Annotated in this window: 19 protein-coding genes; 14 read left to right on the top strand and 5 right to left on the bottom strand. The window is 55.7% G+C overall.

Annotation, left to right across the window (positions count from 1 at the left end):
* Positions 1-34 precede the first annotated feature (34 nt).
* Together C5Y96_RS04115 and scpB are read left to right on the top strand one after the other, a co-directional pair.
* Positions 35-715, top strand: a complete 681-nt coding sequence (locus tag C5Y96_RS04115) for a DUF2314 domain-containing protein (RefSeq protein WP_105350257.1) — start codon at positions 35-37, stop codon at positions 713-715.
* A gap of 303 nt (positions 716-1,018) precedes the next feature.
* Positions 1,019-1,993, top strand: a complete 975-nt coding sequence (gene scpB, locus C5Y96_RS27590; protein ID WP_199188626.1) for an SMC-Scp complex subunit ScpB — start codon at positions 1,019-1,021, stop codon at positions 1,991-1,993.
* Positions 1,994-2,084: 91 nt separating this feature from the next.
* Here scpB and C5Y96_RS04100 read toward each other — a convergent pair whose 3' ends face one another.
* Positions 2,085-2,564, bottom strand: a complete 480-nt coding sequence (locus C5Y96_RS04100) for a flagellar basal body-associated FliL family protein (protein WP_146115506.1) — start codon at positions 2,562-2,564, stop codon at positions 2,085-2,087.
* 240 nt (positions 2,565-2,804) lie between these two features.
* On the opposite strand from C5Y96_RS04100, the gene C5Y96_RS04095 reads away from it, so the two are divergent.
* Together C5Y96_RS04095 and C5Y96_RS04090 are read left to right on the top strand one after the other, a co-directional pair.
* Positions 2,805-3,299 carry a hypothetical protein gene (locus C5Y96_RS04095; RefSeq protein ID WP_146115505.1) on the top strand — a complete coding sequence of 165 codons (495 nt, stop codon included), beginning with the start codon at positions 2,805-2,807 and terminating at the stop codon, positions 3,297-3,299.
* On the top strand, positions 3,299-3,727 hold the full coding sequence (locus tag C5Y96_RS04090) for a flagellar basal body-associated FliL family protein (RefSeq protein ID WP_105350254.1): 429 nt from the start codon (positions 3,299-3,301) through the stop codon (positions 3,725-3,727). Before C5Y96_RS04095 ends, C5Y96_RS04090 begins: the two co-directional genes overlap by 1 nt.
* 10 nt (positions 3,728-3,737) lie before the next feature.
* Here the strand turns inward: C5Y96_RS04090 and C5Y96_RS04085 are convergent, their stop codons facing one another.
* Positions 3,738-5,501: a DEAD/DEAH box helicase gene (locus C5Y96_RS04085; protein ID WP_105350253.1), complete on the bottom strand. Its 1,764-nt coding sequence runs from the start codon at positions 5,499-5,501 to the stop codon at positions 3,738-3,740.
* Between the two features lie 98 nt (positions 5,502-5,599).
* The gene (locus tag C5Y96_RS04080) at positions 5,600-6,178 is read right to left on the bottom strand and encodes a hypothetical protein (protein ID WP_105350252.1); all 579 of its coding nucleotides are present in this window, start codon (positions 6,176-6,178) and stop codon (positions 5,600-5,602) included.
* A gap of 227 nt (positions 6,179-6,405) precedes the next feature.
* Between C5Y96_RS04080 and C5Y96_RS04075 the strand changes: the two genes are divergently transcribed.
* The 9 genes from C5Y96_RS04075 to C5Y96_RS04035 all read left to right on the top strand — a co-directional run bounded on the left by C5Y96_RS04075 (position 6,406) and on the right by C5Y96_RS04035 (position 16,627).
* On the top strand, positions 6,406-6,873 hold the full coding sequence (locus C5Y96_RS04075) for a hypothetical protein (protein WP_233198774.1): 468 nt from the start codon (positions 6,406-6,408) through the stop codon (positions 6,871-6,873).
* Positions 6,874-7,100: 227 nt separating this feature from the next.
* Complete coding sequence (locus tag C5Y96_RS04070) at positions 7,101-8,228, top strand: hypothetical protein (protein ID WP_105350250.1); 1,128 nt, start codon at positions 7,101-7,103, stop codon at positions 8,226-8,228.
* 90 nt (positions 8,229-8,318) lie between these two features.
* On the top strand, positions 8,319-9,761 hold the full coding sequence (locus C5Y96_RS04065) for an aldehyde dehydrogenase family protein (RefSeq protein ID WP_105350249.1): 1,443 nt from the start codon (positions 8,319-8,321) through the stop codon (positions 9,759-9,761).
* A gap of 153 nt (positions 9,762-9,914) precedes the next feature.
* Positions 9,915-11,069: an iron-containing alcohol dehydrogenase gene (locus tag C5Y96_RS04060; protein ID WP_105350248.1), complete on the top strand. Its 1,155-nt coding sequence runs from the start codon at positions 9,915-9,917 to the stop codon at positions 11,067-11,069.
* 84 nt (positions 11,070-11,153) lie between these two features.
* Positions 11,154-12,278, top strand: coding sequence for a PQQ-binding-like beta-propeller repeat protein (locus C5Y96_RS04055; RefSeq protein WP_233198772.1), 1,125 nt, complete (start codon positions 11,154-11,156; stop codon positions 12,276-12,278).
* A gap of 62 nt (positions 12,279-12,340) precedes the next feature.
* Positions 12,341-13,651: a coproporphyrinogen-III oxidase family protein gene (locus C5Y96_RS04050; protein ID WP_105350247.1), complete on the top strand. Its 1,311-nt coding sequence runs from the start codon at positions 12,341-12,343 to the stop codon at positions 13,649-13,651.
* Positions 13,651-14,106 carry a glycine cleavage system protein H gene (locus C5Y96_RS04045; RefSeq protein WP_105350246.1) on the top strand — a complete coding sequence of 152 codons (456 nt, stop codon included), beginning with the start codon at positions 13,651-13,653 and terminating at the stop codon, positions 14,104-14,106. The genes C5Y96_RS04050 and C5Y96_RS04045 overlap by 1 nt, the downstream gene beginning before the upstream one ends.
* 4 nt (positions 14,107-14,110) lie before the next feature.
* Entirely contained in the window at positions 14,111-15,187 is a 1,077-nt protein-coding gene (locus C5Y96_RS04040; RefSeq protein WP_105350245.1) for an ATP-binding protein, read from the top strand.
* A 186-nt stretch (positions 15,188-15,373) separates the two neighbouring features.
* Positions 15,374-16,627 carry a TIGR02281 family clan AA aspartic protease gene (locus tag C5Y96_RS04035; protein WP_105350244.1) on the top strand — a complete coding sequence of 418 codons (1,254 nt, stop codon included), beginning with the start codon at positions 15,374-15,376 and terminating at the stop codon, positions 16,625-16,627.
* On the opposite strand, the gene C5Y96_RS04030 is transcribed toward C5Y96_RS04035, so the two are convergent.
* Together C5Y96_RS04030 and C5Y96_RS04025 are read right to left on the bottom strand one after the other, a co-directional pair.
* The gene (locus C5Y96_RS04030) at positions 16,624-17,514 is read right to left on the bottom strand and encodes a cytochrome c (RefSeq protein ID WP_105350243.1); all 891 of its coding nucleotides are present in this window, start codon (positions 17,512-17,514) and stop codon (positions 16,624-16,626) included. The genes C5Y96_RS04035 and C5Y96_RS04030 overlap by 4 nt on opposite strands.
* A 113-nt stretch (positions 17,515-17,627) precedes the next feature.
* Complete coding sequence (locus C5Y96_RS04025) at positions 17,628-18,932, bottom strand: radical SAM protein (protein WP_199188625.1); 1,305 nt, start codon at positions 18,930-18,932, stop codon at positions 17,628-17,630.
* Between the two features lie 161 nt (positions 18,933-19,093).
* Between C5Y96_RS04025 and C5Y96_RS04020 the strand changes: the two genes are divergently transcribed.
* The gene (locus tag C5Y96_RS04020) at positions 19,094-20,980 is read left to right on the top strand and encodes a prenyltransferase/squalene oxidase repeat-containing protein (RefSeq protein WP_105350242.1); all 1,887 of its coding nucleotides are present in this window, start codon (positions 19,094-19,096) and stop codon (positions 20,978-20,980) included.
* Positions 20,981-20,988 lie beyond the last annotated feature (8 nt).

Here is a 20,988-nt window from a genome sequence, read left to right as displayed (position 1 = left end):
CTCTTCGGTCGGCCTTGCCCACGGAGCCCTCATCATGCCAGGTAAAAAGAAAGAACTGGTACCTCTATTCATGCCGTCCCTATCGTCCATTCTTATCTATGCTGAGGATGAAAAGGGGGAGCCCCTTTCGCCGGACGAGGTGATACGCGTGCGAAACAACGCGTCGTGCATCATGGTCAGTCCGGCCAGATTCAAGAAAATGGAAAAGGAACGCGGCCCGGATATCGATCCCGAAAACTGCTGGTACGAATTTCAATTATTACGACGGGAGCTAGGCCGCAAGCCGGACCTGGACCCCGGCCCTAAATTCAACCAGATGTCCAGTAGCGATCCTGAGTATCAACAGACGATCGTCGATGCCCAGAACACGCTCGACCAGTTTCGAGCCATGCTCCCTGAAGATGGCAGCTCTATGCCCAATGCCATGGTGAAGACGACCATTGAGGAAGGCGAGAATCGGGCATTCATGTGGTTGATGAATGCGGTGTGCGACGGAGACGATTTCACCGCCATGTTCTTCGAGGTGCCCCAGAATTTCACTGAGTATGCCGAGGGAGATTACCTGCGGATCGCCCCCCAGGATGTGATGGACTGGATGGTAAACGATGAAGGAACACTACACGGGGGCTACTCGATTCGCTACCAGCGTGCCCGGAAACCGGAAGGAGAACGGGCGGAATACGACGAATACATCGGCGTGACCAGATACGCATGAACGAGTTCCGTTAGGTCCTCGTCATCGCCCAGTCCCCCATCCGTCAAACTGCTATCACCATTTGACGTTTGCCCGCGTTCCGCTAGAAAGTAGGACTCGGTAGAAATTTTCTTCGTAGGGCATCTCAAGTTGCGGCATCGGAATTCCCAATTTGTGAACCGGCATACGGCCCGTCCTTGGGGTCTGGCCACTTCTTGCGCAAGCAGTTCTGGAAATGCTCGCAAGATTCTTGCCCTGGTTTACCGAAGAAAACGGCAACAACAGTCGAAAAAGCCCAAAGGTCCGGTTGTCCGGAACCGTCGAATGCAGCGGTTAGAGGCAATTTTATTCCTTGCCAAGCAACCGCTAACTTCCCGTAAATTGGCCCAGCTTGCCAACTTGGCGGATGGAACCGAAGCCCGTACACTAGTGCGTTCCCTGAATAAGCTTTACGACGCGGCCAACCGAGCGTTCCGTATCGAAGAGCTGGCCGGCGGTTACCAACTGCTGACTCGGGGAAAATTTGCCGACTGGGTTCGGCGGGTGGTTGGTAGCGACGATCCCACGCGATTATCGACGCCGGCCATGGAAACGCTAGCGATCATTGCTTACCGACAACCGGTCCTCCGGGCCGACGTCGAAGCGATTCGCGGAGTGAATTGCGGCGAAATTATTCGCCAATTGATGGATAGGGACTTAGTCCAAATCAAAGGAAGAAGTGAGGAACTGGGTAGACCCTTCCTCTACGCGACATCGCCCGCCTTCCTGCGAACGTTCGGATTCCGCTCCCTGGAAGATTTGCCTCGTAAAGATGAGTTTCGACGATTCGAAGCCGAGACCGACACGTCTGCGGCCAGTCAGGTTGACGATCAAAAGGAGACATCGGTGACGATCACACTTGCCCCACAAAGCCCTGCCATCGATAACGACGACCTGGTCGCCGAAGGAGCCGCTACGGCCCTTCTGAGCCCCGCCCAGCCGTCGGCCCAAGCCCCTCCGATCGAAGACGAAGAAGACGAACTCTACGAAGACGACGACGGCTACGACGACGAAATCCCCAACGAAGATGAAGACGAGGATGACGACGACGAAGACGATTACGATGAGGATTGGGACGAAGACTACGAAGACGAGGACGACGAGGAAGAATTCGAAGACGAAGACGACCTCGAAGAATCGGACGATGAAGAAGGCGACTGGGAAGAAGTCGAAGACGACGACTGGGAAGACGAAGAAGAGGAAGACTTCGACGACGACGATGACGAAGAAGATGACTGGGGCGACGACGAAGAGGAGTAGTCCTCCGACCGTCCTGGAGCATCTCTGTCCAGACATAAACTTGAAGAGGGACTCGCATGGCGGGTCCCTTTCTTATTACCCGCCGGCAGCGTTACTCTTCCAAGAATTGAAAATGGTAAAAGCCAACCATTTCAATCTTATTTTCTTTGAGGATCTCGTTAACTGCCTGCAGCAGTGCTTCACGTAGCTGCGCCAGATCGGGATCGTTGAGAGTCGGCCGATCGAACTTTCGCACTCGCAGCAGAACGTCATGACGAAAACGGCTCTGATGCGACTCGAGCAGCGGTTCAAGTTCCTGTGACTTGTACCGCGGCATCTTGGCGAATGCATGGAAGTCGATCTGGATCGTGCTGTTCGTCTTATCGTTGGGGATGGTGCATTCAAATTTCCCCAAGTCGACCTCAACCGGAACCAACGCGTCCGGCATATCTTTGGCTGCCCTTTCCTGTTGAGGATAAGGCTTACCGCAGCCCACCAGGAACACGAGCACCGCGAGCGCAGCAATTCGCACCCAGCTGGCTTTGAGCCAGGCAGGAAACCAATTTCCAGCGGAGCTTTCGGGTTGTAACATCGCCTTGTGGCCCATTTCTAGTAAATCGTCCGACTTGTTAAGTCTAGGTTGCGATTCTAGCACCACAAAAATCCCCGTAACCCCAATACCAACAAAGACTTGCATTACACCCCATGCAACTCGCATGGGGGCTACTGCGGAAATATGCGAATTCAGGGGATTCCATTCGACGATTCCCCAGCATGGCCTATCCTTTCAAACGTGCACGAAACCTTCTTTCTGGTAACGAGTTACGCTTCGATGCAAGCTGCTTTCCACTGGACCAAATCGATCGATCCGAAGGGCTGGACCCTGCTGCTGATCCTGCTGGGTGGTCTGGCCGCATTGGGCTGCGAGAAGTCCGCGTCGGCAGACGAGGAGCTTTTGTTCTCGCTGGAAAAGCGAGACTGGGTCGAGATCGATCTGGGGCACTTCACGATCACGGTCCTGATTGCCGACGATCCGAGTCGGCATCCGGACTTCAATACCTACCAAGAAAGCGTCGCGCTGCATTATCAATTGCACTGCCTGGTCGCCAAGGAACAAGAACAGCGGGTTAAGACCTATCTCGAACAGCGCAAAGGGGAACTGTCGGACGAGATCATTCGCACGTGCCGCCATGCGAACTTGATCGACCTGGCCGACCCCGAGCTTCAACTGATCCGTTCTCAGTTACGCGACTATACCGAAGAGACAATTGGCCGCGGTGCGATCAAGCGATTCGTCTTCTCGGATGTCACCTTGGAGCGATTCTAATGGTACGCCTTATAGCAACCGTCTTCTTTGCTTTGCTCCTCTTTGCCGGGTGCAGCAGTTCCACCAACCCGGACGCTACGGCACAAGACCAGGAGAAGCCTGCCCTGCCACCGCAGGAGATCGCCATTGGGGACTATGCGTTTCGCGCCTACGATCCGGCTGCCAATACGCAAACGCGTTTCGACTTCTCGCTGGCAGGCCTGGTCGAACCAGATAACCTGGCAGGCCTGCAAATCGAACTGGAAAAGAAAAAGATCCGTATCCGCGATCGCGTGATGATCGTTTCCCGCGAGTCGACCATCGAAGAACTCGAAGACCCCGACCTGGTCATGTTCCGCCGACGGCTGCTCAAGGAAATGAATCGCCTGATCGAAGATGGCCAGCTGAGCGATATCTACGTGAGCCACTTTCGGGTGAAAACGCGGTAGGTCAAATCCCTTACGCCGCGAAGCGAATCGGTCCCTTCGGACTTCGCAGGTCGAATAGTCCAAAGATCTCGTCCTTCGAGAAACCAACCTTTTTCGGTTCGCCGGTCTCGCTGAACAAGGTGTTGAATAGCTCTCGCTTTTCTTCCAACACCTTGTTGATGCGATCCTCGATCGTTCCCACGGCCAGGTAACGGCTGATCGTCACGGCACCAGCGGCCCCGATACGATGGGCCCGGTTGATGGCCTGGTCTTCGATGGCCGGGTTCCACCAGCGATCGAACAGGAACACATACTCGCAGAACTGTAGATTCAAGCCTACGCTGCCGGCCCCGTAGCTCATCAGAATAACGTGCTTCGAGGGGTCGTGCTTGAACTGATCGATCACCCCTTCCCGCTGCTTGTGCGGGACTTTGCCGTGGTACTCGAGCGGTCCGAACGGTTCGACGTGCTTACGAATCTCTTGGATCGTGCGTGTCCATTGGCTGAACAGGATGGCCTTCTTACCGCTGGCGGCCACCTCTTCCAGGTCGGCTTTCAGCTGATCCATCTTGGCGCTTTCGCCGGTCAGGGGATCGAAGTTGCAGATCTGCTTAAGCCGCAACACCAGCTCGAAAACGTGCTGCACGGTCAGTTCCTGCCCCATGTCTTCCAGCCGCACGATTCCCTCTTTCTCGGCAATTTCGTACGCTTCCTGCTGGGCAGGCAAAAGTTGGAGTTCGGCGTCGCGATAAAGCCGCGGCGGCATATCGGTCATCACCAGGTCTTTGGTGCGACGAATGATGTACTCGCCGGCCGTGGAACTCATGGCTTTGATGTTCATGCCTTTAGTCAGCAGACCAGGTGCCAGGAACTCGAACACGCCCACCAGGTCGTCGGTGCTGTTCTCGATGGGGGTACCGGTCAGGGCCCAGCTTCGCGTGCGGGGAATCCCCTTGGCGATCTCGGCCGTCGTGCTGGCCGTGTTCTTGATGCGTTGGGCCTCGTCCAGTACGACCAGGTCGAAATGGAGTCCCCCTTCTTCGCTGACCAGTTCCTGGTCGCGCATCAGCAGTTCGTAATTAGCGATTTTCACCGGCGTTTGGTTGTCTCGCCATAGCCAGCTTCGTTTGGCCGAGTCCCCTTCGATCACGCTGATCGGAATCTCAGGAGCCCACAGGCTGAACTCACGTTTCCAGTTAGAAACCAACGGCTTGGGACAAACCAACAGTACGCTACGGATCTCGCCGGCTCGGAGCAGCATCCGCATCGTGCTGATCGACTGCATCGTTTTGCCGAGTCCCATCTCGTCGGCCATGACGGCCGCATGCCGCGGATAGAGAAACGCGATCCCTTCAAACTGATACGGGAACGGCTCGAAGGGAAATTCCATCGCCCCGCTGGATACCAGCGATTCGAGCGACGGCTGAAGCAAGTAATACAGACGATCCTCCAGCTTGATGACATCGCCAGGCGGGCGAATGTGCGTGACCCGCTTGGCCTTTGGCTTCCGCTGGGCTTCTCCTTCGGCAGCCGGCTCGGTGGTGGCCTCTTTCTTGGGAGGGGACTTCTTTTCCAAGGCCTGAAGCCACGCTGGTGCCTCGGGGAAGACAAAGCTCTTCACGCCAATCTTGGGACCGCTACAGGTCAGCGAAACAGCCTTGGGGCGTTCTGCCTTGAAGTTTTCGGACGTAATAGTCACTTGCGGCGCACGAGCCAGCGCCGCCGTCCAGCCAAGTGAGATGACCTCGGTTTTGATGTTCAGATCATGCGAGATCGTTTCGAGAGAATCAGTCAACTTCTTCGCCTATATTCGTTGCCATATCCGTAGAGGGCATCCGCTGGTACCACAAGCCGATGCCCCTCGAACCTAACGCTACTGATCGCCGCTGCGTGTTACTTCCCCACGCCATGCGCTTCTTCGATAGCTTCTCGGATACGCGTGAACGGCTCGTTTAGGTCCAGATCGATCGACTTCTCTTGCCACAAACTTTCCAGCACGGCGCGGTCGGCCTCGTGCTGGGCACTGACAGCGACTTCATAGCCGCCAAGCTGAAATGAGCGGATGTGGGGGGGAGCCACGGCCAGTTGAGCGGTTTCGCTGCCATAAGAAGAGGAAGCATCGGTAGCAACAGCATCTTCCACACAGCTGGGGGGAATCAAAGCGACAGGGATATCGCTATGGTCGCGAAGTGACAGCACGTGCTCGGTATCCGTACAGACAGCCAGGGCTGGTGATTTAAGCTTTGCTAGCAAAGCTCCGCCAATCTGTTCTCCATACAGGTAAGGCTTCAGCGTTGGACCATAAAGGATCTCCTGGGCACGGTTCGCTTTCACCGGCGCGGTGCAGTGGAATTCCAATGGACGTCCTGCCAAATTCAAGACTAAGAGTCCACCAAATAAACCACCAGGGGTATGCTCCACCACGGTAAGGAAGCCGAGGGTGGGCACTGATTTCTCGTTCCGATTCGACATAGGCACTCCATCTCGCCCATTTGCATTTCATGACAGCATCTCGTGTTGGGGCAGCTTGGGCTCGCGGCCCAATCTTGAGAATCGGTGTTTGGGAAAGGTGGACTTTAACAATCGTAACGACGGTTATCCTGCCGCTAGCACATCTAGCAGTGCAACGAAATGCTCGACAGTCGCTAGGGCCGGTGAGTATACTGACTTACTTGATCCACCAGGAGAATAACGAACCAATGCCGCTCGACCCCAAAGATCTTTCTACTCTATTTACCCACGTCGACGTCTCCTCTAGTCCATCTCCCATGCAGCAAACCATTCACACGGAAGAAACGAATGCCCTGCTCAAGCGGATGGTTGAGCTACAGGAGCGACAGACGCTGCTGATGGAAGAGATGCTTCAGCAACAAGTCCACACGCAGAAACAGCGTACGGCCGAGTTGAATGCATGGCGCAAAGCCCATCCAGAGCTCGCCGAGAAGTGCCGCCAGGCCGCGGAAGCCCTCAGTAAGGTTCATGCCGATTTCCTCGGCACGCTGGCCAACGAAGTCGACGACTCGGCCGAAGACATGATCGATAGCGAATTCATGCTCAACGAATTCGTCGATCGCTTCGGTCCCCGCATCGCTCACCTGAACGGTGTGCTGCAGATGCTGGCCCAACTGGGTGCCCCGGTTCAAGCAACCAAGACCAACACCCAATAGCCAATTGCACGAAAACTGTGGGTCAGGCTCCCTGCCCCAGATGAAAAAACCTGTCGAATTGCAGGTTTTTTTATTGCGCGAAAAAATTACTCGGGCAACCAAAGGTTGTCAGAACAAGTTTTTCTCGGTACCATCCGTAGAGTCACATCCCTCTGCTCGATCCGCCGGTCGAAGCGTCGTCCGCGGCGAGTCCCTTCTATCCTTCCTTGTTGGCTTGAATTGGAACCATGGCAAGCGACACGCTAACCCCAGAAGTTGAAGCGGCGGTAAAGGCCGCCAAGGACAAGCTCGACGCTCATACCTATGAGATCGTCCAGTGGCATTTCCACGAGTCGACCGGCTGCCCGTTCTGGCTCGAAAAGAAGAAAGAGTTCAACTTCGATCCTCTGACCGAAGTGAAAGGTTACGACGATCTGAAGAAGTTCCCACTGTTTGAAGACGAATGGCTTCGCGGTGGCCCAGTTCGTCGTTGGGTTCCCAAGGCCTTCGCCGACAAGCCGATCTACGTCTTTGAAACGGGCGGCACCACCGGCATCCCCAAAAGCCGAATCGCGATCGACGACTTCCGTACCGACTACTCGCTGTTCAGCGAAACGCTGCCAGACAAGTACTTCCCGAAGGGATCGAACTGGCTGATGCTGGGTCCTTCGGGTCCACGTCGTCTGCGTCTGGCGGTCGAGCATCTGGCCCAAGTTCGCGGCGGGATCTGCTTCTGCATCGACTTGGATCCACGCTGGGTGATCAAGCTCATCAAACGCGGCAAGATGGACGAATTGGAAGCGTATAAGAAGCACTGCATCGATCAGGCCATCACGGTTCTCACCGCCGGTCACGACGTGAAGTGCATGTTCGGTACGCCCAAGCTGATCGAATCACTGTGCTTAGGTCTCGAAGACAAAGGGACCACGCTGGCCGACGTCGGCATCACTGGCATCTTCAGTGGCGGCACCGAGTTCACCCCGCAGTGGACCCGTTACTGCATCGAGGAACTCTTCGGTGGCGGTCCGGAAGAAAGCGGTATCTACATGACCCCAACCTATGGCAACACGCTGATGGGGCTGGCTTGTAGCAAACCGGTTACCGCCGCAGATGGCTACAAGATCTCATACTACGCTCCTCAGCCACGTGCGGTAACGGAAGTCGTTTCCTTTGACGATCCGAACGAGTCGGTTCCTTACGGCGAGACGGGTCGCGTTAAACTGACGACCCTGACCAAAGAGTTCTTTGTTCCTGGCTTCCTGGAACGAGACGAAGGGGAACGGGAAATGCCTTACTTGACCTATCCCTGGGAAGGGGTCAGCGGCGTACGACCATTCCATGGTTTCGCCAGCAGCACCACCGTGGGTGTTTACTAACAACTAAGAAACGCTTGCCACTGCCGACCGTGCCTGCAGTGGCGAGCGACTCGTTATCCGAATCTCAAAATTCATTTACGGACGCCAATCATGCTGAACATTCCTGCTATCCGTTGGGGTAAGCCCTACGACTCGCTCGAAAAAGAAGACGTCGTCCACTTCCGTACCGGCGAACCCATCGCGCAGTTGAGCCAGGTCGGTGGTGGTCTTCTGAAGCGCGACATGCGGAAAGCCCAGTCGGCTCGTGATGCACTTCTGCAATTCAGCCCGGAAGAGATCCTCGATAAACTGGCCGTCGCCGGCAAGCTTTTCGTGGAAGCCGATCTTCCCATTGGTGACGGTTCGCAGACGCCTGAAGCATTCGTCCATGCTCAAAGCGCTTCGACCGGTCTGCCTGAACACATGTGCCGCGCGAACATGCAAAAGAATGCGTTCGTGCTGCAGAACATGCCGAAGATTCTCGACTCGCTCACTCGCGGGCTCGATCTCAATATTCTGGCTCGTGGCTATGGTAAAGAACCTGGCCGTGATGTCATGCTCAGCTATCAAGTTCAAAGTCCGGTACTCGGCGCTGTGTTGCCTTCCAATTCACCAGGGGTGCATACCCTATGGCTTCCGGCCGTCGCGCTTCAACTTGGTCTGGTTCTCAAGCCAGGTGGAAAGGAGCCATGGACGCCGTACCGGATTTTCTCTGCCATGGTCGAAGCTGGCCTGCCAGCCGAAGCATTCAGCTTGTATCCCGGTGCTGGTGGGGACGTAGGCTCCGCCCTGCTCTCGTCGGTCGATCGAGCAATGGTCTTCGGCGGCCAGCAGACCATCGATCAGTACGCTGGCAACCCAAAGGTCCAGCCACACGGCCCAGGCTTCAGCAAGATCCTGCTAGCCGACGACGTGGTGGATGATTGGCCGCAGTACTTGGACCTGATGGTGCAGAGCGTTTTCGCTAACAGCGGACGTAGCTGCATTAATGCTTCTGGCATCTGGGCTTCGCGTCACACGAAGGAAATCGCTCAGGCGATTGCCGAAAAGATCGGTCCGACCGAAATCAAAGACCCTACCGACGACGAAGCCGCATTGGCTGCGTTCACCATGCCAGGCATGGCTCCGGCTGTGTGGGGCATGATCGAGTCCGACCTCGCTGAAGATGGCGTGACCGACTTTACCGCGCCGTACGGCGAACGATTGATTCAAATGGAACGCTGCGATTACCTCAAGCCGATGGTCGTGCACGCGGAAAATCCAGAGAAGCAGGTCGCCAGCAAGGAATACATGTTCCCGTTCGTCTCAGTGGTCGAATGCCCACAGGAAGAGATGATCAAGAAAATGGGATACTCGCTGATCTGCACGGCGATCACCGGCAACGAAGAATTTGCCCGCCAACTGGTCAACGCGACGCACATCGATCGCCTGAACATCGGTCCGATCCCGACCCACAAGGTCGATTGGCTGCAACCGCACGAAGGAAACATCATCGAGTTCCTCTTCCGCAGCCGAGCCTATCAATCGGCTCCGGTTCAAGTCGCAGCATCGTAGTATTCGAGAGAGACTGCCCCTTGCTTCTGCCTTCTCTCCCGTTTGGGAATGGGAACAGGGCAAGGGGAAATGCGGGCACGCAGCTGCCCTTTACCCTATCTCTCTGAGCGCGGACAGAAGAGAGGGCACCGGCACGAAACAGGATCCCGAGGCATGATTCCATTCGACTTCCAGCCACGCACACGGATTGTGTTTGGTCCGGACAGCCTACAGCGGCTCGGCGAACTGGCCATCGAGCTCGGCGCGAAGCGAGCGCTTGTGGTCAGCGATCCTGGAGTCATCCACGCGGGGCATACGCAGCGCGGAATCGAATGCCTGGAATCGGCTGGCGTCGAGGCGTTTCTGTTTGACGGCGTGCAGGAAAATCCTTCGACCGAAAACGTCGCCCGTGGCGTGGCATTCGCCCAGCAGCATCAGCCTGAGCTGATCGTGGGGCTAGGTGGCGGCAGTGCGATGGACTGCGCCAAAGGAATCAACTTCCTGCTGACCAACGGCGGAGAGATGAAGGACTATTGGGGAGTCGGCAAGGCCACCCAAGAGATGCTTCCGATGATCGCCGTTCCCACCACGGCCGGAACCGGCAGTGAAGCGCAATCGTTTGCCCTGATTACCGACGCTCAGACGCACGTCAAAATGGCCTGCGGCGATAAAAAAGCGGCCTGCCGAATCGCTTTGCTCGACCCGAAACTGACTGTAACTCAGCCACAAAAGGTGACGGCCCTGACGGGGATCGATGCGATCAGTCACGCCTTGGAAACGTTCGTTACGAAGAAGCGCAACGAAGTGAGCCTGAGCTTTAGCCGCGAAGCATGGCGACTATTGGCCGGTAATTTTACCCGCGTGCTCAGCAATCCTGAGGATGTCGAAGCGCGAGGCGCAATGCAGTTAGGGGCCTGTTTCGCCGGTCTGGCGATCGAAAACTCCATGCTCGGTGCGGCCCATGCCCTGGCCAATCCTTTGACCGCCCACTACGGCGTGGTGCACGGGCAAGCCGTCGGTGTCATGCTTCCCTCGGTCATTCGCTACAACGGCGAAGCCTTCAACGAGCTATACCAAGACTTGCTTTCCATTCCGGTCGATTTGCCCAACTACCCATCACCCGATCAAGGTGCCGAGGGCTTAGCAAACCTCGTGCAAAGCTGGGTCGATGCCGCAGGACTGGCAACCAACTTGAATCAATTGTCGATCAACGGCGAAAAGCTCGATACCCTTTCCGCCGACGCCGCCAAGCAGTGGACCGGGCACTTCAATCCCCGCGATGTCGATGCAGACGAGTTCTCGAAGCTCTACCGGTCGGCGTTGCAGTAATCCCCCTGTGATGTGCCTTGGCCGAGACCTTTGAGTAAAATGAGGGAACTTCCTTCCGCCGGCCCCACTTTCAAGGATTCCGCCATGAAATCCAGACTGACGAATCTGCTGACCGCGATGCTCTTCGCATGGGTTGCCGTCGCTCAGCTGCGCGCGGACTGGCCCTTGTATCGCGGTAATGCCCTCGCTCAGGGTGTCTCGCATGAAACTCTCTCCGACAACCTGGACGTCCGGTGGAAGCTGGAAATCGACAATGGTGCCTTCGAGGCCACGCCGATCGTCGTCGATGGGATCGTGTACATCGGCGACCTCGACGGTCGCGTCTACGCGGTGAAGCTTGAGGATGGATCGAAAGTCTGGACTTATGAAGGAAACGTCGATCAGCTTTCCGGGTTCATGGGTTCACCTGCCTATCGCGAAGGTCGAATCTACGTTGGCGATATCGACGGAGTGCTGCACTGCCTGAATGCCGACGATGGCAAGCTTCTTTGGAAATTTGAAACCGGCCTGGAAATCAACGGCAGCGTCAACTTCTACCAAGACAAAATCCTGATCGGCTCGCAAGATGCCAATCTGTATTGCTTGAATAAAGAAGATGGAAAGCTGGCCTGGAAAGTTCAGATCGACGATCAAATCCGCTGCATGCCAACGGTCGTTTCCAATCGGGGATTCGTTGCCGGTTGCGACAGCAAGCTGCACGTGATCGATTTGGATAAAGGAGAACCGCTCGGCACGGTGCCCATCGACGGCCCGACCGGTTCCGCACCGGCCGTGCGCGATGATGTCGCGTACTTCGGTACCGAAGCGGGTTCGTTCTTCGCGATCAACTGGAAAGACTTGAAGGTCGTCTGGCAGTTTCAAGACGATAGGAACCGACAACAGATCCGAGCCAGCGCGGCGGTACTGCCTGATCGCGTCGTGTTTGGTTCGTTCAGTAAGAACCTCGTTTCGTTGGATCGTGAGACGGGAAAAGAGCAATGGACGTTCAAAGCCCGAGGTAAGATCAACAGCTCTCCGGTTGTCGCCGGAGAGCGTGTTTACTTCGGTTCGGCCGATAGCCGCGTTCGCGCCGTCGACCTGAATACCGGCAAAGAAGTTTGGCAATACGAGGCCAAGAGCGGCTTCCCCGCAGGCCCGGCGGTGTCGAACGGATGCCTGCTGATTGCCACCGAGCGAGGCGTGTTGTACTGCTTCGCCGACAAAAAATAGAGCACCCTTTCGCTAATGCCGGCCATCGGCAGGTTACCTTTAGCAGAAAGCAAGATTGATTCATGGCCACCGATTCCACGAAGACCGAAGTCGGTAGTTACTTCATTTCCAACTATCCGCCGTTCTCGCAGTGGAGCGAGGAGTACGCCGACGATCTCAATACGGCGATGCATTCCGCGCCCCGCGAAGGCGTGCCGCTGGGTTTGTATCTACACGTTCCGTTCTGCCGCAAACGCTGCAAGTTCTGTTACTTCCGCGTTTACACCGACAAAAATTCGCAGGAAGTCGAAACATATGTCTCGGCCCTGGTGAAGGAAATCGAACTGGTCAGCCAGACCGAAGCGATGGGGGGACGACCGTTCCGCTTCGTTTACTTTGGGGGGGGGACGCCGTCGTTTCTTAGCCCAAAACAGCTCAAGCGTCTGGAAGATCGACTGCGAACGAGCATCAGCTGGGACCAGGCCGAAGAAGTCACCTTCGAGTGCGAGCCTGGTACGCTGCGTGAATCGAAAGTGAAAGCGCTTCGCGATATGGGTGTTACCCGGTTGAGCCTGGGCGTCGAGAACTTCTTCGATCACATCCTGGAAGAAAACGGACGGGCTCACCTTTCCAAAGAGGTTTACACCGCCTGGGAATGGATCGAAGCCGCCAAGTTCCCCAACGTCAACATCGACCTGATCGCCGGCATGGTGGGCGAAACGTGGGACACGTGGAAAGAGAACATCAAAAAGGTCCTCGAGTTCTCGCCTGAGAGCGTAACCATCTACCAGATGGAACTGCCGTTCAATACGGTCTACTCGCAGGACATCCTGGGGAACAAGATCGAGACACCAGTTGCCGATTGGCCCATGAAGCGGGCCTGGGTTAGTTATGCGTTCGACGAACTAGCCAAAGCAGGCTACAGCGTCAGCAGCGCCTACACCATGGTTAAAGATCCTACGAAGGTGAACTTCAGCTACCGCGACAACCTCTTCGGTGGTAGCGACTTGCTCGCCACCGGCGTGGCTAGTTTCGGACACATCAGCGGAATTCACTACCAGAACAAGACCGAGTGGGCCGACTACACCGGCACCTTGCTCGACAAGGGAGAACTTCCCCTGAAGCGGGCCTATCGTCCGACGCCGGAGCAGCTGCTCATCCGCGAGACGATCTTGCTGCTCAAACGCGGTTACCTGGATGCCGACTACTTCCGCCAAAAGTTTGGGGTCGAGATCCTCGACAAATGGTCGGACATCTGGAAGCAGTATCAGGAAGAAGGCTTTGTCACCGTCAACGGCGACCGCATCGAACTAACGCGAGACGGCTTGCTGCGTGCTGATGGTCTGCTGCCGCCGTTCTTTGAACCGCAGTTCCAAGGGGTGCGGTACACCTAATGAGCGACGAGTTGGTCTTCATGATGGGGAAGTTCGAGGCCCGCTTCCCCACCGACCGGCAATATGCCAAAAACCACTGTTGGGCAACCCGAAGCGGAAATGCATACCGTTTCGGGTTTTCTGCTTACGCCGTGCGTTTGCTCCAGGATGTCTATTTCCTGGAATGGCAGGTTGACGAAGGTGCTACAATTGCCGAAGGTCAAGAGATCGGCTTTATTGAAAGCAGCAAAGCCGAAAGTGAGCTCTACCCCCCCATTCCCGGTGTTCTGGCGCGGTTGAACCCCGAGTTGATGAGCGACCCTTCGCGGATTAACGTCGATATGTACGGCGAAGGATGGCTCTACGAGATTGAAGGGAGCGGCGAAAAGCTGCTCGACCCGCACCAATATATCGAGCACCTTGCGTCGGTCTGGGAAATCACCCAGCGGACCATCAAGGGACAACTGAACGAGTAACCCCATGCCCAAACGTTTGACGGTCGTCGTCAGCCAAGGCCAAAGCAACAACCCTGCCAAGCGCAAGCTAGAAGAGGATATCGTTGCGTCGCTTCTGTTTGAGCCTGGTATCGAGGTCACGATCGTTCCGCATCTATACGACTTGAAGGCGGACGGCCCTGGGATCATGGGGCTGCAAGCGATCACCACCGATTTCGTGGTGATCTCTTGGCTGTACGAACGTGCCACTCGCTGGACCCTCGACCGGAACAACATCCGTGGCAAGGAAGGGACGACCTTGCTGGTGCATGAAACGGACGAAGACGAAGACGACCTGCTGGATGACGAACCGGCTGACGAAGACAAGCTGCGCGTTATCGAGAACCGCCCGCTGCCTAACCGGTTCATCTACTGCATCGACCTTCGCGTTTCCAACAACGTCGAAGAATTTGTCGACGAAGTCAAACGGATCCAGAAGGAGATCTCGACCCAGGTCGTTCAGTTGGGCGGACTTGGAGTAGCACCTTCTCCTACTCCACAGCAGTTAGCCCGCGTTGCCAATCCGACGAACGATACTGCCCTGAAAGAAGGCGGAGAACTCGAAGCGCCGAAAGCGATCGAGCCGCTGCGCATCGAAGAAGATGCCACGCGTCGCTGGTACCCCGTGATCGACTACAGCCGCTGCACCAATTGCATGGAATGCATCGACTTCTGCCTGTTCGGCGTGTATGGCGTCGACGGTGTCGAGACCATTCTGGTCGAAATGCCAGACAACTGCCGCAAAGGCTGTCCAGCATGCAGCCGCGTGTGCCCGGAAAACGCGATCATCTTCCCACAGCATAAAACGCCCACGATCGCCGGAAGCGATGAAGTGGCTGGGGGTGGATTGAAGATCGATCTATCGCAGCTATTTGGCAAGCCGCAGGAAGACGAAAAGTCGCTCGATACGGCCGTCCGCGAGCGAGACGAACAGCTTCTCCTGGCAGGCCGCGAGGCGGTCGGTGAGGCCGTGGGGGTCCCCAAGCGTCAGGCCGAAAAGGACGATCGCGCAAAAGACGAACTCGACGACCTGATCGATGCCGTAGACGAGCTAGATATCTAAAGCAAGCCTTCTCAGGGACTTAACACGGTTGGGGGGCCAATCCGGCCTGTTTAACCCCCCAAATGAGTTTGCCTCGTTCATGTGGTTGGACTATACTCGCTCTGCCAATCTGTTCTTATCAATTCACTATTCTCACCATCGACCAGACTGACCTGGTCGTATTCTGCAAGGCAGGGAGAAGTCGTCATGCCAATTAAAGCATTGATGTCGCTGACAGTCATATTCTTACTAGCTGTTACCTCGATTGCATCGGCCCGTACGTGGAAGAGTTCTGATGGTGGCTACACCGTCGAAGCCGAACTGGTCAAAGTTGACGGCGATAAAGTCGCCCTGAAGCGGGCTGATGGACAGGTCATTACCGTTCCACTAAACCGGCTCAGTACCGAAGACCAAGAGTTCCTCAAGTCTCAGCCGGGCTCGGCCCCTGATGCCGCGATGGATGAATCCCCTACGAAGGCGCTCGAAGCCAAAGGCCTGCGTGCCTTGAGCCGCGGTTTGATTCTCGACGATGAAACGAAGTTCAGCAAAGAGGAAAAAGACTCAAGCAAACTAAAGCGAGCCCTGTTCACGAAAGACAAAGAGCTGGCAACCATCAAACAGCAGGAAGAAATGATTCGGGGACGAATCACGGGAATGACGCAGGCCAACGTTCAGTTCAATGCTCAGCTGACCCAGCTTGGCCCCGGCGACATCACGTTAAATAATCGACTGGTCGGTGCCATCAATGCCAATGTCGCTCAGATTCGATTGTTGGAGCAACAATTGACCGAGATGGAAAAGGCGTCGAAGAACGCCAGAGCCGAGGCCAGCAAAGCCCGCGAGGATTACATTGAACACGTCCTCGGGCTGAGAAAACTGGCGGATTCAATCAACAATCGTTATGCCGAACTTGCCGCCGATCCCGCGGTCAAGGAAACGGTCAGCAAGCTCAATAGCAGCTCTGAAAACAGTTTCGAGCTGGGTGCCTCGACAGCTTTCAAGAGCGCATTGATCCGACTGAAGTCGATGGAAGATTCGATTCTGTCGGAAGAGATTCCGCTGCGAGACGATGGTGGAAACGCGATGATGGTCTCGGTGGTTCTCAACGGAGAACACAACGTCGAAATGCACGTCGATTCCGGTGCCAGCCTGATCAGCTTACCCTTTCAGATGGCAGCCAAGTGCGGAATCGAGGTGACCTCGGAAGACCCCGAAATCATTCTGGAACTAGCCGACGGCAGCCAGATTAAAGCCAACCTGAAAACCATTCCCTTGGTTCGCGTTGGCAAGTTCACGGTGAAAGACGTTGAGTGTGCGGTCCTTAGTCCTACGGCCGTCAACGCCGCTCCCCTCTTGGGGATGAGCTTCCTGGGGCAGTTCAAGTTTGAACTCGATGCCCAAAAGGGAGTCCTGAACATGGTCAAGATCGAGACCGAAAGTACTTCGGGCAGATCTCGCTAGTTGCGATAGTCGTGATGACAGGCCGAGCAAGACGCTTTGACTGCTTTAAGCGTCTTGCTGGCTTCCGACTGTTGGCCAGCTTCGATCTGCTGCTTCAGCGTTTTGCCGAGGGCTTCCGATTCGGCCAGCATCTTACGAAACTTGGCATCGTATTGGTCTTCGCCAAGTAGCCGCCCAGTTTCATGCAACCCTTCTTGCAATAGCAAGGCCTGTTGAGTGGGATCGAGGTCGGCGTGCTCGGGAGGTGCTTTCCAAGCGGCTTTTTCGCACAGAACCAGCTCGTCATAGATGCGGTCGAGCTTGGCCATCGCAGCCGCAACCGATTCCACCTCGGCAACTTCGACCAGCATGGGAAGCTCGGTCGTGATCGGAATGGGTTTGAACTCGGTTATCTCTTTCCACAGTCCACCGTAGTCAGAACTGGTGCCGGCACTGCGCATGAAGTCGAGGGCCTGGTTCTGCGATAGATCACCCGATTCGTAACAAGCAACGGCCGCGGCCGCCGGGCCTCGATGCTTGCCGTGATGGCAATGGAAGAAGATCTTGTCCTGTTGAAAGTCTTTCATCACGCGTTTGAGTGCCGCCTGGGCCTCATCCGAAATGCCGTCGTAGCCAATCGGCACATGCACGTACCGCATGCCATACTTACGGGCATTTTCGATATCTGGCGTGGCCCCATCGACCGAGACAATCACGTCGATGCCCAGCGATTTCAACGTTTTGAATCCCTCTTCGCCGTGCGGCTGACTGCCGCTGACGACATGCGGTGTCACCTTCAGAACGTTATCGACGCCCGGCAAATGCTCGCCATGGGGAAGCTTGGAAGGGTCTTGCCCGTATAAGGCTGAACCCAGCATAAGAACAATCAGGCAGGTAGCGAGACGCATGGAGATTTCCGATGGCTGGAGAAAAGGTCGAGGCAATCGCTGAAAATCTGGCTACGCCTGTCGTCCACAAAACAACTTTAGTTTAGTGGGAATTTACCGGACATTCAACGAATTCACGCCTTGCTCGACGAATCGACCTCCAGCTGCACGAGGTTATCTGGTACCGCAGGCGAAGAGGTCTCGCCTTGGTGAATCGTTGGCTGCCAGTTCTCGATATTGAAGTTCTTCTTGTATGCCCCATAGTCGTGGAAGGCATATTTCTTCAACAGCCAATAGACCCAACTCTTCTCGGGTATTTCATTGCCGGGATTGTATTGCGATGGATTCGACTTAAGGACGTCGAGCTCTTGATAAGCTTCGCCGCGCACGGTGGTATCTTTCGCTTCATGCTGACGGGCAAAGTCACCCAGAAGATCGGGCCGCTCTAAGATGATGCAGCCGCGGGTATTCTTAGCCGCCAGTTCACGGAAATCACGCAGGTACTCCGACTCGTTAAACACCTGACGCAGTGGACGTTCATCGTGAATCGATTCCTTCGCGAATTGAATTACGGGACAAGGCTCGATATCGCCATACGGACTGATGTGATGCGTGAACCCGGTTGCCGCCGGACAAAGTGCGTTTCCGTCGGCATCGTGGTAAGCATCGATAATGGCAATCGGCTTTTTCGTGCGCATCTCGACGACAAACTTTCGCACCGCCAGTTGCTGCTCTGGGGTCAACGCCAGATCAGGATTCGGCACCGGCCCAACCACGCGGTAACCGTGATACCAGCAGTAGAAGACCCCCATTTCGATCAGCCGGTCGATCCATTCTTCGCGCAGCAGATCGTCGAAGTTCGACTGACACAAGCTGGTACACACGCCGGTCAGCAGCTTGTTGTTGATGCAGTTGTGAATCCCTTCCATCGACTTGCTATACACGCCACCACGGCCACGGCGGACATCGCTGATAATCTCGGTCCCTTCGATGCTGATCAGCGGCGTAACGTTGCCCAGCTTACGAAGTTCCTTGGCGACTTCGTCGGTGATGAAGTGCCCGTTGGTGAAGACCTGAAAGTAGGCGTCCTGGTGCCGGCGGAAGATCTCCAGGATATCCGCGTGCATGAAAGGTTCGCCGCCGAGGATCCCGAAGAACGCGTTACCCATCGCCTTGGCTTCGCCCAGCATTCGATCCATCGCATCGAGATCGATCTTCGACTGCTTCGCCGAAACATCGACCCAGCATCCCTGACAGCGCAGGTTGCAGCTGTTGATCACCGAGATATAGAGAAACGGCGGAAAGAACTCGCCTCGCTTGAGACGAGCTTTGTGCTTCTGAACACTACGCAGCCCCTTATAGCCCATCAGCCACAGGAACTTGGCAACGAGACGTTTGTCCGTTTCCAGAAGAGCGCGTTTTGCCAGACGAAAATACATGCAGATACCTTGGAGGGATCGAGGGGGACGTGCAGCGATTTATTCTAACCCAACAGGCGGCAAAAGTCAGTGGAAACCACGCTGGCGATAGACACGTTTTGCCATGCCATTTACGATGCAAGGACCTTCGTCCGCTTGCCCATCTGCCTGATTGTGTCTGCATGATTGATCTTGCCCGCATTCGCGCCTGTTACGAAATCGCCAAACAAGATCTCCTCAACGAGCGAGACCCGTCGGGGCACTGGATCGGCGAACTATCCACATCGGCCCTTTCGACCGCGACAGCCGTCAGCGCTTTGCAACTGGCACTGCGAAATGGCTCACAATCCAGCGATGCTGATGCGTCGCTCATCCGTGGGGGTGTGCAGTATCTGCTCGACCACCAAAACACCGACGGTGGGTGGGGTGATACCGATCTGAGTTACTCCAACATCGCCACCACCATGCTGGCCGTTGCCGCACTGACACTCACCAGCGATGCCGAGAAAAACCCAAGTGTCCTGTCGGCGGCAAATGACTACATCGAAAAGAAAGGGGGCATACCCGGTCTGCGTGCTCGTTACGGGAAAGACAAGACATTTGCGGTGCCAATTCTTACGAACTATGCGCTCGCCGGATTAGTCTCTTGGAAAGAGGTCGCTCCCCTCCCCTTCGAGGCCGCCGTCCTGCCGCAGTCGTTTTACAAGTTCATCCAGTTACCGGTCGTCAGCTACGCGATTCCGGCGTTGGTCGCGATCGGTCAGGCCAAGTACTTCCACGACAAACCGTGGAACCCGGTCATGAGAATGATCCGCGGTGCCACGTTCAACTCGGCCGCCAAGGTCCTGACCAAGATGCAGCCGGAAAGTGGCGGCTATCTCGAGGCGATCCCTCTGACGAGCTTTGTCGTGATGAGCCTGGCCTCGACCGGACGGGCGAACAGCCAGGTTGCCCAGAACGGCCTCCGTTTCATTCGCGAAAGCGTTCGCCCTGACGGAAGCTGGCCCATTGATACCAACCTGGCAACCTGGGTCACTACGCTGTCGATCAATGCATTGTCGGTACTGGAAGACGACAACTCGCACCTCACGTCGGAATGTCTTGAGTGGCTTTTGGACTGCCAAAACAAGGAGATTCACCCATTTACCGGGGCAGATCCTGGCGGCTGGGGCTGGACCGATTTGAGTGGCAGTGTGCCCGATGCTGATGACACGCCGGGGGCACTTTTAGCGTTACGAAATTTCCACGATCACGGCGATTTCGACGAAGCCACCAAAGAGCAAATCCACACAGCAGCCCACCATGGATGCCAATGGCTGATCGACTTACAGAACAAAGATGGTGGCTGGCCAACATTCTGCCGAGGCTGGGGAACGCAACCCTTTGATCGAAGTGGTAGCGACATCACGGCACATGCACTGCGAGGCCTATTCGCTTGGTTTTCGTGGGAAATGACCCAACAGAAAAATGTTGGCAATGGCTGGCTCTACCTTCAAGATCAGCAACACAACGACCGTTGGCTACCACTTTGGTTCGGCAATCAAGATCATCCCGAAGAGGAGAATCCCATCTACGGGACGGTCAAAGTCCTCTGCTATTACCGCGAGGTGCTGTTCCCAATGTTTGAATCCGTGGATACGGAAGAACTCGGCTTCCCCGATTTCGAGCCTGCCAAGATTCCGGTAAAAGCTCTCAACTGGCTTGCGAACCAACAGAACGAAGACGGCGGTTTCGGGGGTGGTCAGGCCGTCAAAGATGCCACCAATGGACGATACGAAAGCAGTGTTGAGGAGACTTCGCTGGCCATTGAAGGGTTACTCTGCGATAATAAGGGCATAGAAAACTACCCAGGCCTGGAAAAAGCGGTGGACTGGCTGTGCCGGCGGGTCGAGGAAAATTCTCATATCGAATGTTCGCCAATCGGTTTTTACTTCTCTAAGCTGTGGTATTATGAAAAGCTCTATCCGCGGATCATGACGGTCAGTGCGCTGGCCCATGTTTGCCGAGCGCTACAATCCTATGATCGCGGCAATGCCCTTAGCGGAAGTGGAACGAGAGAATCGAGTTAAGCTACCTT

The organism is Blastopirellula marina, assembly GCF_002967715.1.
Classification (GTDB): domain Bacteria; phylum Planctomycetota; class Planctomycetia; order Pirellulales; family Pirellulaceae; genus Bremerella; species Bremerella marina_B.
This window is presented reverse-complemented; position numbering and strand designations above follow the sequence as displayed.